At 62.3% G+C, this 13,904-nt stretch carries 14 protein-coding genes and 1 tRNA gene; 8 read left to right on the top strand and 7 right to left on the bottom strand.

Annotated elements, in window-relative coordinates; translation table 11 throughout:
- Window positions 1–13 precede the first annotated feature (13 nt).
- On the top strand, window positions 14–613 hold the full coding sequence (locus ACR65T_RS10340) for a gluconate 2-dehydrogenase subunit 3 family protein (protein ID WP_434496399.1): 600 nt from the start codon (window positions 14–16) through the stop codon (window positions 611–613).
- Entirely contained in the window at window positions 610–2,244 is a 1,635-nt protein-coding gene (locus tag ACR65T_RS10345; protein ID WP_434496400.1) for a GMC family oxidoreductase, read from the top strand. Before ACR65T_RS10340 ends, ACR65T_RS10345 begins: the two co-directional genes overlap by 4 nt.
- Here ACR65T_RS10345 and ACR65T_RS10350 read toward each other — a convergent pair.
- From ACR65T_RS10350 to ACR65T_RS10365, 4 genes are all read right to left on the bottom strand, one after another.
- Window positions 2,216–3,316 (bottom strand): SDR family oxidoreductase, encoded by a 1,101-nt coding sequence (locus ACR65T_RS10350; RefSeq protein ID WP_434496401.1) that lies wholly within the window; start codon window positions 3,314–3,316, stop codon window positions 2,216–2,218. The two genes, ACR65T_RS10345 and ACR65T_RS10350, sit on opposite strands and share 29 nt — an antisense overlap.
- A gap of 31 nt (window positions 3,317–3,347) precedes the next feature.
- On the bottom strand, window positions 3,348–4,625 hold the full coding sequence (locus ACR65T_RS10355) for an alpha-hydroxy acid oxidase (RefSeq protein ID WP_434496402.1): 1,278 nt from the start codon (window positions 4,623–4,625) through the stop codon (window positions 3,348–3,350).
- Window positions 4,622–5,560 (bottom strand): SMP-30/gluconolactonase/LRE family protein, encoded by a 939-nt coding sequence (locus ACR65T_RS10360; RefSeq protein ID WP_434496403.1) that lies wholly within the window; start codon window positions 5,558–5,560, stop codon window positions 4,622–4,624. Before ACR65T_RS10360 ends, ACR65T_RS10355 begins: the two co-directional genes overlap by 4 nt.
- Window positions 5,561–5,650: 90 nt before the next feature.
- On the bottom strand, window positions 5,651–6,919 hold the full coding sequence (locus ACR65T_RS10365; protein ID WP_434496404.1) for a family 1 glycosylhydrolase: 1,269 nt from the start codon (window positions 6,917–6,919) through the stop codon (window positions 5,651–5,653).
- A 495-nt stretch (window positions 6,920–7,414) separates the two neighbouring features.
- Here ACR65T_RS10365 and ACR65T_RS10370 point away from each other — a divergent pair, with 495 nt between their 5' ends.
- Entirely contained in the window at window positions 7,415–8,371 is a 957-nt protein-coding gene (locus ACR65T_RS10370) for an outer membrane protein (RefSeq protein ID WP_434496405.1), read from the top strand.
- 187 nt (window positions 8,372–8,558) lie between these two features.
- Here the strand turns inward: ACR65T_RS10370 and ACR65T_RS10375 are convergent.
- Together ACR65T_RS10375 and ACR65T_RS10380 are read right to left on the bottom strand one after the other, a co-directional pair.
- A tRNA-Pro gene (locus ACR65T_RS10375) sits at window positions 8,559–8,636 on the bottom strand.
- 49 nt (window positions 8,637–8,685) lie between these two features.
- Entirely contained in the window at window positions 8,686–9,279 is a 594-nt protein-coding gene (locus tag ACR65T_RS10380) for a MerR family transcriptional regulator (RefSeq protein WP_434496406.1), read from the bottom strand.
- A 160-nt stretch (window positions 9,280–9,439) separates the two neighbouring features.
- On the opposite strand from ACR65T_RS10380, the gene ACR65T_RS10385 reads away from it, so the two are divergent.
- From ACR65T_RS10385 to ACR65T_RS10400, 4 genes are read left to right on the top strand one after another with little or no spacing between them, the layout of a single operon-like run.
- Window positions 9,440–10,552: a COX15/CtaA family protein gene (locus ACR65T_RS10385; RefSeq protein ID WP_434496407.1), complete on the top strand. Its 1,113-nt coding sequence runs from the start codon at window positions 9,440–9,442 to the stop codon at window positions 10,550–10,552.
- Window positions 10,553–10,562: 10 nt separating this feature from the next.
- Window positions 10,563–11,486, top strand: a complete 924-nt coding sequence (locus ACR65T_RS10390) for a TIGR04222 domain-containing membrane protein (protein WP_434496408.1) — start codon at window positions 10,563–10,565, stop codon at window positions 11,484–11,486.
- On the top strand, window positions 11,467–12,309 hold the full coding sequence (locus tag ACR65T_RS10395) for a DUF692 domain-containing protein (protein WP_434496409.1): 843 nt from the start codon (window positions 11,467–11,469) through the stop codon (window positions 12,307–12,309). Before ACR65T_RS10390 ends, ACR65T_RS10395 begins: the two co-directional genes overlap by 20 nt.
- Window positions 12,300–12,878: a hypothetical protein gene (locus tag ACR65T_RS10400; RefSeq protein ID WP_434496410.1), complete on the top strand. Its 579-nt coding sequence runs from the start codon at window positions 12,300–12,302 to the stop codon at window positions 12,876–12,878. Before ACR65T_RS10395 ends, ACR65T_RS10400 begins: the two co-directional genes overlap by 10 nt.
- Here ACR65T_RS10400 and ACR65T_RS10405 read toward each other — a convergent pair.
- Window positions 12,875–13,279, bottom strand: coding sequence for a flagellar export protein FliJ (locus tag ACR65T_RS10405; RefSeq protein ID WP_434496411.1), 405 nt, complete (start codon window positions 13,277–13,279; stop codon window positions 12,875–12,877). The two genes, ACR65T_RS10400 and ACR65T_RS10405, sit on opposite strands and share 4 nt — an antisense overlap.
- A gap of 175 nt (window positions 13,280–13,454) precedes the next feature.
- On the opposite strand from ACR65T_RS10405, the gene ACR65T_RS10410 reads away from it, so the two are divergent.
- Entirely contained in the window at window positions 13,455–13,895 is a 441-nt protein-coding gene (locus ACR65T_RS10410) for a cupin domain-containing protein (protein ID WP_434496412.1), read from the top strand.
- Window positions 13,896–13,904: the final 9 nt, after the last annotated feature.

Raw genomic sequence — 13,904 nt, forward strand, 5'->3', positions numbered from 1 at the left:
CAGAGGCCGAAGCATGGATACGCCCTATCGAGGCTATGACGTCCTCGCCAAATGGGACACGGTGTCGTTCGACGATCGAACCCGCGAGGAGCTGACCCGGCGACTGCGCGACGTGCCCCAGCGGCGTTTCCTGACAAAAGAGGAGTTTGAGCTTCTCGCCGCGATCGTCGAGCGGCTGGCGCCCGTCTTTTGCGAGAGCGAACGCCAGGCCATTGCGCACTGGATCGACGATCGCCTGTTCCACAACCTTGGCGAAGGTTTTCGATATGCGGGCGAGCCGCCGATGCGCGAGAGTTGGCGCAAAGGCCTCGCGGCGATTGACGGAGAGGCGCGCCGCTTGTTCGCCGTCAGCTTTACCATGCTTGACGTCTCGCGAAAGGATACGATATTGCGCGCCATTCAGAAGGGCGTCGTCGACGAAGCGTTCTGGCGCGGTCTACTACGCCCATCTCTGTTCTTCTCCCATACGCTGCTGAAAACCATCGTGGGGCTTGCTTACGCGCATCCGTCGGCGTGGAGCGACATCGGCTTTGGCGGTCCGGCCAGTCCGCGCGGCTATGTGCGTCTTGGCTTCAACCAGCGCGATCCATGGGAAGCGGAAGAATCTCGATGAGCTTCGAGCGTCCGCGCGCAAAGGATGGACGCGCGCCAGACGTCTTCACGCCGGGCGGCTGGACGCCGATGCGGCAATACGCCGAACGCGAGCCGGTCGATTTTCTGATCGTCGGGGCCGGCGCAGGTGGCGCGACGCTCGCGTGCAAGCTCGCTGAAAAAGGCTTCTCGGTTGTCGTGCTCGACGCCGGACCGTTCTGGCGACCTCTCGACGATTTCGCCTCCGACGAGCTGGCGCAGCAGACGCTCTATTGGACCGACGACCGCATCACCGGCGGAGAAGACCCAATCGCATTGGGCGGCAACAACTCCGGTCGCGGCGTCGGCGGCTCGACGATCCACTTCAGCATGATTTCGCTTCGGTTCCGACCGGAATGGTTCAAGTCGAAGAGCGAACTCGGCTACGGCTTCGACTGGCCGATCTCGTACGAGGAGATCGCGCCTTATTACGAAGAAGTGGAGGAGGCGTTGAAGGTCGCGGGCCCGGTGAACTATCCTTGGGGTCCGCCGCGCAGACGCTATCCCTATAGGCCGCATGAGGTGAACGCGGCGGGGCTCGTTCTGGCTCGGGGCGCAGAGAAGCTCGGGGTGAAATGGGCTGCGACGCCGCTTGCGACGGTCTCGGCGCCGCGCGGCAAATCTCCCCCATGCGTCTACCGTGGCTTTTGTAACTTCGGTTGCTCGACGAACGCCAAACAGAGCGCGCTCATCGTCTGGATCCCGCGTGCGCTTCACGCCGGCGCCGAGGTGCGCGATCTTGCGATGGCGGGGCGCATCGAACTCGATCAGCAGGGGCGGGTGTCCGGCGTCGAATATTTTCGCGAGGGCGATTGGCGTTTTCAGAAGGCGCGCAACGTCGTCGTCGCCGGCTATGCGATCGAAACGCCGCGGCTGCTGCTCAACTCGGCGTGTCCGCAATTCCCGCGAGGTCTTGCGAACAGCTCCGGCATGGTCGGCACGCATCTTCTCACGCACGCGGGGCCGGGCGCCTGGGCGACATTCGACGACGAGATTCGCTGGTACAAGGGACCGCCCAACATGGCGGTCACCGAACATTGGAACTACACGGATGAGGGCAAGGACTTCCACGGCGCCTACGCTTTCATGAGCCAGGGACCCTTGCCCATGGCCTGGGCGCAAGTCCTTGCGACGTCGCGCGGCCTGTGGGGCGACGAACTGCGGCGCGAGATGCAGAAATACAATCACACAGCCGGATTCGTTCCCGTCGCCGAGACCGAGCCGCGGCAAGAGAACCGGGTCGAGCTTGCGGAGGACACGGATCAGTTCGGCCTTAGGATCCCGCGCGTCACATTCTCATATTCGGAAAATGATCTCCGCTTGCAGCGCCATGCGGTTCGCTTCATGAGCGAGATGCTTGAGGCTGCGGGCGGCTATGACATCTGGACCAATAGCGACACCAGCCATATCCTCGGCACATGCCGCATGGGCGACGATCCGCGAACGAGCGTCGTGGACGCGGACGGCCGCAGCTGGGATATCCCCAATCTGTGGATCTGCGACGGCTCGCTTTTTCCAACCTGCGGCGGCGTCAATCCATCTTTGACGATTCAGGCGCTCGCCTGCAGGATATCTGACCGTATCGCTAGCCTCGCGGCGTCGGGACAGCTCTAACGCCATTTGGCCGGCGCGCGCCGCGCGCTTGAGCGCCACCGCTTGAGCGGCCCAAAAGGAATGCGCCCGCAAGCAAGCCCAACCCCGCGAGCACGGCGCCGCTGCGCAGATGGAAGGGATCGACGGCGATGAGGTCATTCTTGGCGTTCTTGGTGAAGCGGCCGCGCGCCCCATGATCCTTGCTGTCCGGCCCGAGCAACTCGTCGGGGTCGCCGGGCAGGACAGGATCGTCGGAAATCTGCTGTTCGTATGAGTGACGCGCGAGATAGCGATCGGTGAATCCCGGCGCGGCCATTGCTCCCGCAATCGCCTGCAGAGTCGGCAAGCCGAGCCACAGCTCACGCGGGATGTGGGACGACAGCGCAATGTCGACGACCGCTTGCGCCACGGCCTCCGGCTCGTAGCAGGCGCCGATCGGCTGGTGGCGATGCGCGAAGTGCATATGCGACCAGTCGAATTGCGGCGTATTGACGCCTGGCAGCTGAACCATCGTCAGTCGAATGGGACTACGATCATGGATCAATTCGGTGCGCAGCGAATCCGTAAATCCACGAATGGCGAATTTCGACGCGCAATACGCGGACTGCAGCGGTATCGCGCGATACGCGAGGGCGGAGCCAATCTGAATGATGGTTCCCGCGCCGCGTGGGCGCATATGGCGAAGCGCCGCCAGCGTCCCATGCACATATCCTAGATAGGTGACTTCCGTCACCCGCTTGAACTCTTCGGCGGATATGGTGTCGACGGGCCCGACCACGGTCTCCATGGCGGCGTTCACCCAAACGTCGATCCGGCCCCATCGATCGGCGACATGTCGCGCAGCGGCGTCAACCTGCTTAGGATTGGCGACGTCGGTCGTTATCGCGAGTGGCTCGCCGCCAAGCCGCTCGACATCCTCGCGCGCGCCGTCAAGACCGGCTTGACCCCGCGCAAGAAGGGCGACTCGGAATCCTCGCTGAGCGAAAGCCGCGGCGATCGCGCGTCCAACGCCCGCAGACCCGCCGGTGACGACGGCGACGGGGGCGTCATTGCTTGATGTATCTCGTTCGGTCTGGTCCGCGGCGTTTTCCATCGGATTTTCCTTGGCTTTGTTCGCGCTTGGCTCAGCGGGTCAGAAACTCCGGCCCGAGCGCGCTTATGGAAGGAGCCCCCAAGAGGCCAAGATCGCGATCGATCTCCTCGCGCAAAATGTCGATCGCGCGTTCGACGCCGGGTTCGCCCGCCGCCGACAGGCCGTAAAGCGTCGCGCGGCCGAGCAGCACGGCGTCGGCTCCGAGCGCCAGCGCCTTCACCACGTCCGTTCCACGGCGAATGCCGCCGTCCACGATCAGCGTCTTGCCGTTGCGAATAACGCCGCGCGCGGCAGGCAGCGCGTCCAATCCGGAGATCGTCCAATCCAATTGCCGTCCGCCGTGATTGGAGAGAATGACGCCATCGGCGCCGATCGCCATGGCGCGCTCCACGTCATCGACATTGAGCAAGCCCTTGATCAGCAGCTTGCGTGGCCAGAGGGCGCGAATCCGCGCCATCTCGTTCCAGTCAAGCGCACGATCCATATTCGCGCGAATCCAGAAGGCGCTCTCGAAGAAGCCCCTATGATCCTTGGGAACGTAATCGATCAGGTTGGCGAAAGAGGGCATCCCTCGCCGCAAAGTGGTCGCGATCCATTGCGGATGCAGCGCGGTCTCGACGAGCGAAGCCAGCGAGAGCCGTCCAGGATGCGCGAAACGGCGTTCTTCCCATTCTCGATCGCCGTAAAACTGCGCGTCGATCGTTACGACGAGCGCTTCGCAGCCGGCCTTATCCGCGCGGGCGATCAAGGCGTCGCGAATCCAGCGGTCGCCAAAGACATAGAGCTGCCACCAATGCCGCAGTCCCGGAATCGCGGAGACGTCTTCCATCGGGTCGTTCGACATGCTGCTTTGTATGAAGGGAATGCCGGCCTTTGCCGCGGCGGAGGCCAAGCGCACATCCGCCTTGCTCCAAAATAGTCCGTTCAGGCCGGTCGGCGCGATTGCAAACGGAAGCGGCAAGGAGCGGTTCAGCAAGGATACGCTCAGATCGCGATGCGACACATCCACCAAAGCCCGAGGCAACAGGCGGTAGCTGGCGAGCGCCGCAAGATTTCGCGAGAGAGTCGCTTCTTCTTCGGCGCCGCCTTCGAGATACTCGAGGGCAAATTCCGGCAAGCGGCGATGGGCCATCGCCCTGAGATCGTCGATGGTGCGCGCGTGCTCGAGAGCGTGGCCAGCGTAGAGCTTGCGTCTTGGCGTCGCCTTCACCGTTGCAGGGCTTGCGTCGAGCCGCGCCGCCGCAGCGCCCGCTTCCACTTGAGATGATGCGCCATTCTCACGGCGCAGAGCGCGCAGCAACGGCCTCATGACGGCGCCTCGTCCGCGAAGAGGTTTGGCGCATGTCCTTCTACGCCGGGCCGACAGCGAAATATGCCGCCTGCATGTGGCTCCTGCTGCTTTGAAACGCCTTGCGACGCGGAGGTGACATAGAGCGAGCGATAATCTGCGTCTCCGAACGCGCACATCGTCGGTTGACTGACGGGCAGACGAATTTCGCGGTTTATGGCGCCATCTGGCGCGATGCGCACGATGCGCCCGCCGCCATAGATCGCGCACCAGTAGAAGCCGTCCCTGTCAACCGCGGCGCCGTCGGGCTTTCCGTCCGATGGCTCGAAATGCGCAAAGACCCGCGGAGACGAGACGGCGCCGCTTTCAATGTCGAAATCGAAAGCCGTCACCGTGCGCGTGGGCGTATCCGCAAAATACATGATGCGATTGTCCGGACTCCACGCCATGCCATTGGCGATCACCGCACTCGCGGCCGTCGGAGTCAGCGCCTGTCCATGAGTAAGAAAATGAATCGGCGTGGCGCCGCCGACGGGGCCGGCGGCGCTTGCGCTGCGTTCGCCGGTCGCGCTCGGCAACGGATCATATTTCGCGCCAATCCAAAAGCGGCCGCGAGCGTCGCATTTGCCTTCATTGAATCGGTGCGTGAGCGGATTGTAGGGAAGCGCATTGAGCGAGGCGAAACCGCCTTCAAACAGTGAAATCCTTGCAAGTCCCAGCCGCAAGGCGGCGAGAATGTCGCCGCTGCGGCAAAGCGCAAAGGCGCCGATTTGGCACGGCATGACCCACCGCTGGTCCTCGCCGGTGCTGGGATCAAATCTGTGTAAAGCAGGCTCTTCGATGTCGATCCAATAGAGGCGCTGCTCGCGCTCGGACCATGTCGGGCATTCGCCGGTGATCGCGCCCGCGTCATGCACGAGCTCCACCTGCGCAAAATGTTCAAAGCGCGACGTCATGATCTAACTCGAGCCCGATTATTGTCGTGCAGGCTTAGAAGTTAGGGCGGCGCCAGAATCAGTCACCCCGTGAGACCCCTGCTTGAAGGATCAAGCGTGCTCCGACTGCTCCGCTTGGATGGGCGTTTTGGGGGGATGAACGCGTGGACGCCGCGCCAAGGGCACAGTGAGGCACACGCTCTGCGCCGGCAAGACCTCGCGCCAATCCTCGATTAACTGCTTGTACGCCTTCCCAACCGGACGCAGGTTTCGGTCGAGATCGTAAAGACCCAGAGGATTCACATGTCCCAGCTTCTCGCGCAGCGCGACGTCCCAGTCCACTTGATCTGTCAGCGAATACCAGGTGAATCCGACGATCGGCACGCCGCTATTGCGCACGCGTAGAACGTTCGCCCATTCCTTGCGAAGCCAATAAACCGCTTCGTTTCCTTCCGGCCCTTCGCAGGTGTTTGTCTCCGTGTGCATGACCGGCAGTCCATACCGATCATAATACTGGCGCGTGAGTTCATTGTATCCGAAGATTTCACCGCAGGACTCGGTCTTGCCTTTAGCGTCGACCATGTGCTCGTTCCTGCTGTAATAGTCATTGCCCATGATGCAGTGACTCTTGAGATGTTCGTTCATGAAGAAATCGTACTCCTGGTCGGTCAGTCCGTTGTCCGCCAGGAATCGATACATTTCGGAATTCACTCTGTGCCCATAATTGAGATCGAGCGAAAGAAAGCGGCGTTCGTTCAAGATCTCCGCGGGCCCTATGGCTTTGGGGTTGGCGGCATGAAAATATTCCGTTGACTCGCTTTGCACGAAAATCGCGTCCGGTCGCACCGCAAGGATGGCATGCATGGCGAGGACGTTGGCTTTGACGATATGTTTGAGCGCCGTCACGAAACTCCTGTCGCTTTGCAATTGCTCGTTCCACCAGCCATAGGCGGCGGAGAAGGTGGCGCAGACGAACATTTCATTGACGGGCGTATAGAGCTGCACCCACGGGTAGCGCTCGGCAAAGGCTCTCGCGTAACGTGCGAAGAGTTCGGGAAAATCGGGATTTTGAAAGTCCCCGATCCAATCCGGCACCCCGAAATGACAGAGATCGGCGATGGGGATAATTCCGCGCGTGTCGAGTTCGCCAAAGCTCAGGTCGGCGAACTCCCAATCGAAGCGATTGGGGCCCAAAAAGACCTTGTAGAGCGGCGGACCGTATCGCAGGCACCCGATACGAAGCTCGTCCTGAACAAGAGCAAAATCCTCACGCCAACATTGGTAATGCCTGCACGCCTCCATCTCGTCGACACGCTTGCGGCCGTTATCAATGGTCGGACTGCTGTTTTCTATGCCTGTGCTGAACATGAAATGCGTCATCGTCCGGCTCCTTGAGAGCGCACACGATGCTAGCTATAGAGCCTTGCCGGAATTGAAAGCGCTGGCGTAAGGAATGCGGCTGAGCCTACGTCGCCCGCCCGACATAAGGCGGCCAGTCGGGCATCAGATGCAAGTCGCGCGAGCCGTATTGTAAGCAGATGAATCGGCGCGCACCAAAGCGATGAACGGCGTCTCGGTCGGCGCGCACATGGCGTCGAAGGAATTCTTGCCGTGATGCGGGCAAATACCAGCGCGCTGCGCCAGTCCCACGCGTCAGCGACGCCCTTGGAGCGAAGATCGGCGATGGGAAGGCAGCCGCAGGCCCCGACCGTCGATGTGACGGCAGGGCGCCGTTGTGTGGCGCCTCTGCCACAGTAACGCCGCAAGTGGAGGATGGTGGACTGAATAACCTTCATTCGGTTTGACTGCCCAAGCGCTGGCGGATTTTCATCGCTTTGGTTCGAGGCAAGGCTCAATCCGATTCGGGGAAGACAAATGAACAAGGCGGCTGTCACCGTTTTGGCCTTGGCGCTGACGACCGGATCGGCCATAGCCGCCGACCTTCCGTCCTTCAAGGCGCAGCCGCCAGCCCCGCCGCCGCCGCTCTGGACGGGTTTTTATGCCGGCCTGAACGCCGGCGGCACATGGTCAAGCAGCAACAGCATTCGGCTTGGCTCGTCTCCGCTCTGGGTGTCAAAAGATAATCCTGGTCCGAATTTGTCCGCTCCGGCCGATTACTCTTTGACTGCCGCGCTTGGCGCGTCAGGCGTCGTCTCGTCGGGCAATTCCAGCGGTTTCATAGGAGGCGGCCAAATTGGCTACAATTGGCAGGCTGGCTTCGGAGGGTATTCTTTCGTATTCGGCGTCGAAGCTGACATCCAAGGCATCGCGAACGGCGGCGGCGGCAACAATAGTTCCTGGACCAATATTCCTGCAACGGGAGCCAATGTCCTGAACGATTCGGTTCTGACGGCCGGGTCCATCCGTAAGAACCTGGATTACTTGGGCACCGTGCGCGGACGTCTCGGCTATCTGATCACCCCAACGCTGCTTGTTTACGGAACGGGCGGTTTGGCCTACGGCGGCGTCAATTTTAACGTCAGCGGCTGGCAGGCAGTAATTCCTGTGCGTGCCTCCTGGCCGTCGAGTGGTTTTGGAGGCGGCGCATATTCGGATACGCGGGTCGGATGGACGGCGGGCGGCGGCCTGGAATGGATGTTCATGCCGAATTGGAGCGCCAAAGTTGAGTATCTCTACTACGACCTCGGTTCGGTTCAGATGGCCGCGGGCGTGACCGCTCAGTTTTATGACGGCAGTCTCGGCGGACCTCCCGGAGGCTTGAAATGGCTGAACGCCACGCAAGCGCGCGCCAATTACACCGGCAATCTCGTTCGTGCTGGCGTTAATTATCATTTCAACTGGGGCGCCCCTCCAGTCGTCGCCAAATACTGAACCGCTAAGTTCACCTTCAATCGCGAATCGAAGCCCGGCCGGCGACGTCCGGGCTTTTTTCGCGCCGGAGGGGCGGGAACGGGGAAGGGGTGCTACAGCGGCTGAAATCCCTCGTGAATCCCCAGCTATGTAGAGTCCGAGCCCTTGCCGTCCGCAATTGTCCATTATCGGATTTATTTTCGGAAAGTGGTCGGAGTGGCGGGATTCGAACCCACGACCCCTTGTCCCCCAGACAAGTGCGCTAACCGGGCTGCGCTACACTCCGACTGGCGCCGTTATAGTGAGGCGGCGCGGCGCTGGCAACGCCCGGTTCGCTATCGTTTGGTCAGCCTGAGCAGGCGCTTGCATTCCTCGATCTCGGCCAGAACCTCCCGCAGGAGGCGCGTTTGCGGCGCGGCAAGAGCGCGCGGCTCGCCGTGGGCCGAAGGCGGCGCAAAAGGCTCGTCAACTTCGACGATGGGAGCCGCGTCCTGGGCCTCGATTCCCGCAAGATCCGGATTTTGCGCGTGCAGAATGGCGCGTTCGTCGGCCGAGACGGCGGCGTCCGTCTCGGCTTCGTCTCGCGCTGACCCGATTCGTCCCTCGCTCACGCCCGGACGGAAAGGGGAGGGAGTCCCGGGCAGGTCGCCTTGGCGGCGCCCCGCGCCCGCCAGGACCGCCTCGACGCCAGCCTCCTTGAAGATGCGCTGCACGCCCTTGATCGTATAGCCTTCATCGTAGAGCAGGCGGCGGATCGCGATCACGAGCTCGATGTCGCGCTCCCGGTAAAAGCGCCGCCCGCCGGCGCGCTTAAGAGGATTGATCTGCTTGAAACGGGTTTCCCAGAAGCGCAGCACATGCGCGGGAAGGTCGAGGCTCGCTGCGACCTCGCCGATCGTGCGCATCGCTTCATCGCTCTTGCCCGACACCTGATCCCTCGACTCAAGCCGCGCTATTCTAACATCCGCAGCGGCGCGGTTTTCAGCCAAAATCGGGCCGGTCTGCCGGAGACGGCCGCCGGGTGTGGACAAGCGGCGGCCGCATCCCTTAACTGGCCGCCGTCATCCGCCTCCCAACCCTCGGCGTCTCATGGAAGATTGGCTGCATTTTCCCCAACCGGTCCCAGCGATCAGACACCACGCGACCGAGGCGAACGCCCGGGCGGTGCGCAACTGGCTGTGGCTCGTCGCGGGTCTGGTCTTTCTGATGGTCATCGTCGGCGGCGCGACCCGGTTGACCGAATCAGGCCTATCGATCGTGCAATGGAAGCCCGTCACCGGCGTGCTGCCGCCGCTGTCCCAGCAGGAGTGGCAGGAGGCGTTCGAAGAATACAAGCAGATTCCGCAATATAGGGAACTGTTCCCGGACATGGACGTCGCCGGGTTCAAATATATTTACGCCTGGGAATGGGCGCATCGACTTCTCGGGCGCCTGATCGGCGTCGTTTTCGCCGTCCCGCTCATATGGTTTTGGGCGACCGGCCGCCTGCCGCGTTCGGCGAAGCCGAAGCTTGTCGGCATTCTCGCGCTCGGGGCGCTCCAAGGCGGCGTCGGCTGGTGGATGGTCGCGTCCGGCCTCGTCAACCGCATCGAGGTGGCGCAGGAGCGCCTCGCGATCCACCTGCTGCTCGCCGCGCTGATCTTCTCCGCCTGTTTATGGGTGGCTGGCGGCCTCGGGCCGCGCGCCGTCTCTCTCGTGCATGAGGGGGCAGGTCGGCTGAAGGCGGTCGCGCTGACGATCCTCGCTTTTGTGTTTCTGCAGATTTTCGTCGGCGGCCTCGTCGCTGGATTGCGGGCGGGCCTCGTCGACAACACTTGGCCGCTGATGGACGGCGCCTTCATTCCTCCGGCCGACGTCTTGTGGCGATTGGAGCCGGTCTGGAAGAACCTCGTCGACAACCCTGTCACGGTCCAATTCTTCCACCGGATGATCGCCTATCTGATCTTCGCTCTGGCGCTCGGGCATCTTCTGGACGCGTGGATGAACGCGGAAGGACGCGCGCGCCGCGGCGCAGCGATTCTGTTCGGCCATGTGCTCATGCAGATCGCGCTTGGCGTTGCGACGTTGGTGCTCGTCGAACCGCCCTTCGCCGGCGACCCGCATCTGGCGCTGGCGCTCGCGCATCAGGCGATCGGCATGGCGGTGCTGGCGGTCGCGACGCTACAGGCGCGACGGCTTGCGCAAGATGTGATCACGAACTGAGGCGGTTGGCGTGCAGAATATTGCGATCCTTAATCTTCCCGGGCCAGAATTTCTCAATGTCTTCGGCCTCGTCGTCATCCTCGTGCTGGCGACCACTTACCTTTGCATTCGGCTCGCGGATCGCACCGATCGCCGCCCGCCGCCGCCCGTGCCGCAGAACCCCGACGTGATGGAGGTCGCCTTCCTGCAGGGCGGCGTCAATCAGGTCATCCGAACGTTGATCTATGATCTTGCGCAGCGCGGCTTCGTCGTCCTCGCCGCGGAGGATCACATGATTCCTACAGACAAGCAGCCGGAGCCGGGCGAACTCAACGCCATGGAGACGCGCCTGCTCGAAGCCGTGCAGATGAAGCCGAAGGCGCATGCGCTGTTCGAAGATCGCGGCTTGCGGCGCTGGCTGCTGGAGCAGCTCGCGCCGCTACGCGCCAAACTCGCCGCGGAGGAGCTGATCAAGCCCAAGTCCGTGAAGATCTGGCGCCGGCGCGCGCAGATCGGCGGAACGCTGATCATCGTCGGTCTGGCGCTTGCCAAGATTTATGTGGAGTGGACAGCGGGCGCCGTGAATGTCGCCTATCTGGTCTTTCTCGCAGCTGCGTCGGTCGCGGCGCTTTTCGCGCTTGCCTATGTGCTGACCAGAACCCATGCCAGCCGTCGCGGCCACGCCTATCTTGATGCGATGCGGCTCGCCTATGGCGGCCGTCTGAAGGAGGCCGTCGGTCACATCGGATCGCCCGGACCCGAAGCGCGCGCGTTCCACGGCGCCGCGCTGTTTCTCATCGGCCTTTATGGATTCGCGCCGCTCAAAGGCACGACGGAAGCAATGTTCGCCGAAGCCTTCAGTCGCGGCTCGGGAAGCGATGGCTCCGATTGCGGAACAAGCTGCGGCGGCAGTTGCGGCGACGGCGGAGCGAGCGATGGTGGCGTCCGCGATTGACGCGCCGGTCCTCGGGTCCGGACTTGGCTATCGTCCGCAGTTTCGCGCCGATCTCTTCGCCCGACGGGATGATGTCGATTTTATCGAGATCATCGCTGATCATTATCTCGACGCATCAAAAGAAAAACTCGCTGAACTCGAGCTTTTAAGAGCGCATTTTCCGCTCGTCGCGCATGGTCTTGATCTCTCGATCGGAAGCGCAGACGGCGTCGACTCTTGCTATCTCGATAAAATCGCCGCGCTGATCGAAGGCATCGATCCGCCCTGGTGGAGCGAACATCTTTGCTTCACGCGCGCCGGCGGCATCAGCATCGGCCATCTTGCGTCGCTGCCCTATACGCAGGAAGCCATCGACGTCGTCGCGCGCAATGTCGAAATTGTGCGCCGGCGCATCAAGACGCCGCCGATCTTGGAAAACATCACTTGCGTGGTGCGCATTCCGGGCGGCGAAATGGACGAAGCTGAATTTTTGTCGCGCACGCTCGAAGCGACCGGATGCGGTTGGCTGTGCGACGTCGCCAACCTGCATGTGAATGCGACGAATTTCGGCGTCGATCTCGAGCGCGACTTCGAGCGCTGGCCATGGGACAGGCTCGTGCAAATCCACTACGCCGGCGGATGCCAGCGCGACGGCCTGCTGATCGACAGCCATGACGCCGCGACGGGCGATGCGGTTTGGCGGCTCTATGAGCGCGTTGTCGCCCGTGCGCCGGTCAAGGCGGTCATTCTCGAGCGCGACGAGAAAATGCCGCCGTTCGGCGAACTCATCGATGAAGTGGCGCGCGCGCGACGAATGCTCGTGGAGAACGGGCGATGGCGTTAGCGCAGACGCAGGCGCTGCTCGCGCGCCTGTTCACCGACGATGATCTGCGGCGGGAGTTCTTCGAAGCGCCGATCGCCGTCGCGACGCGCTTTGGCCTGAGCATGCATGACACGCAGCGCCTCGCCGGAATCGACCGTCGCGAAATCGAAGCCTTTGCGCAGAGCCTGATCGGCAAACGCGCGCTTTATGCGCGCAGGGCGCTGCCGCTCACAGCGCGCGCGTTGGGCGATCGATTCGATGCGCTTTTCCGGCAGGCGATCGGCGGCGCCGCGCGAGAGGCGACAAATCGCTCGGACGCTGCGGCGCTGACTGCGTTTCTCGATCGGCGTGTCGCAAAGTGCGAATTGGAGCCGCCCTGGGTCGCCGACCTCGCGCGTTTCGAATTGGCCTTCATCGATGCCGGGCGTTCCGGCGCGGCGCTTTATTTCCGAGCGTTTGACTTCGATATCGCATCGATCGCGAACGCTCTCGCGAAAGGCGGAGGCGAGAGCGTCGTTCGCCGAAGAACGTTTGGCGTTTGGGCGCGCGCGCCTCGAGGCAGGCTGCGCTGGCGGCTCTTTCCGCCTTAAGCCCTGCGCAAAACTTCCGGCATTTCGGCGTGGCGCCGCTCGGCGACGACATCAACCAAGCGCTCGGCGCCGCGATCCCGCGCTTCCTGGTTTTGCGCCTTGGCGAAGTCTTCGCTGGCTTCCTTGAACTGCGTTTCGGCCTCTTCGAGTTGCCCGCGCAGTTCCGTGATCGACGCGACGATGTTGTCGCGTCGCGAGCGCGCCGCCCGCGCATAGGTCGGATAAGCGAAATGATTGGGATCGTCGATGTTGGCGCGCCGCTCTTCCTGACCGATTTCACGCTCGAGCTCATTGGCCATGCGCGTGAATTCGCCAATCATTGCATTCAATTGGATGACGCGCCGACGTTTTTCCTCGGCCTGGAACCGTTTGAGACGGACAAGCGTATCCCGCGACTTCATGCGACAAGCTCCATTACGCAACTTATGCGAAACAAATCCTTAACTCCGCGAGACAAGGCTTAATATGCCCGGTGGAAGTTGCTCGTTTGTTACCGAAATCGAATTTTTGAATTCTTCGCGTCTGTGTGTCTTCGGCACACTATCTCAAGCGAGGGGCGCTTTGGAGGCCCAAGCTATGCGAAATCTTGCTGCAGTTCTTGCGGGCGCGGCCATAAGCCTCGCAGCTCCCATCGCCGTCATGGCGGAAGCTCCAGGCTTCGTGTTTTCGCAAGACAAACTCGAACGGCGGGCAGGTCCGCCGGAACTGCCGCGCGGCGCTGAAGTCGCGATGCTCTTCGGCGATCCGTCGCAGGGCGGACCCTTCATTCTGAGAATGCGCGCGCCCAAAGGATATAAAATCGGGCCGCACAAGCACAGCGGGATGGAAACGATGTCCGTGCTGTCCGGCGCAGTCCGTTACGGCCAGGGAGCTAAGCTCGATCCAAGCGCCGAGAAGACGCTTTCCGCCGGCGGCTTTGCGGCGACGCCTGCGGAAGTCGGCCATTGGTTGAGCTTCGACGACGATACGGTGATCCAAGTGACCGGCGTCGGCCCGTGGGAACATCACCTATCTTGATCCGCGCGA

Origin of the sequence: Methylocystis sp., assembly GCF_051061285.1 — a bacterium.
Lineage (GTDB): Bacteria > Pseudomonadota > Alphaproteobacteria > Rhizobiales > Beijerinckiaceae > Methylocystis.

What these genes read in the sequence shown, in the direction of transcription:
- ACR65T_RS10340 (WP_434496399.1), top strand. Translation starts at nt 14, where the DNA reads ATGGATACGCCCTATCGAGGCTATGACGTCCTCGCCAAATGGGACACG.
- ACR65T_RS10345 (WP_434496400.1), top strand. Translation starts at nt 610, where the DNA reads ATGAGCTTCGAGCGTCCGCGCGCAAAGGATGGACGCGCGCCAGACGTC.
- ACR65T_RS10350 (WP_434496401.1), bottom strand. Translation starts at nt 3,316, where the DNA reads ATGGAAAACGCCGCGGACCAGACCGAACGAGATACATCAAGCAATGAC.
- ACR65T_RS10355 (WP_434496402.1), bottom strand. Translation starts at nt 4,625, where the DNA reads ATGAGGCCGTTGCTGCGCGCTCTGCGCCGTGAGAATGGCGCATCATCT.
- ACR65T_RS10360 (WP_434496403.1), bottom strand. Translation starts at nt 5,560, where the DNA reads ATGACGTCGCGCTTTGAACATTTTGCGCAGGTGGAGCTCGTGCATGAC.
- ACR65T_RS10365 (WP_434496404.1), bottom strand. Translation starts at nt 6,919, where the DNA reads ATGACGCATTTCATGTTCAGCACAGGCATAGAAAACAGCAGTCCGACC.
- ACR65T_RS10370 (WP_434496405.1), top strand. Translation starts at nt 7,415, where the DNA reads ATGAACAAGGCGGCTGTCACCGTTTTGGCCTTGGCGCTGACGACCGGA.
- ACR65T_RS10385 (WP_434496407.1), top strand. Translation starts at nt 9,440, where the DNA reads ATGGAAGATTGGCTGCATTTTCCCCAACCGGTCCCAGCGATCAGACAC.
- ACR65T_RS10395 (WP_434496409.1), top strand. Translation starts at nt 11,467, where the DNA reads ATGGTGGCGTCCGCGATTGACGCGCCGGTCCTCGGGTCCGGACTTGGC.
- ACR65T_RS10400 (WP_434496410.1), top strand. Translation starts at nt 12,300, where the DNA reads ATGGCGTTAGCGCAGACGCAGGCGCTGCTCGCGCGCCTGTTCACCGAC.
- ACR65T_RS10405 (WP_434496411.1), bottom strand. Translation starts at nt 13,279, where the DNA reads ATGAAGTCGCGGGATACGCTTGTCCGTCTCAAACGGTTCCAGGCCGAG.
- ACR65T_RS10410 (WP_434496412.1), top strand. Translation starts at nt 13,455, where the DNA reads ATGCGAAATCTTGCTGCAGTTCTTGCGGGCGCGGCCATAAGCCTCGCA.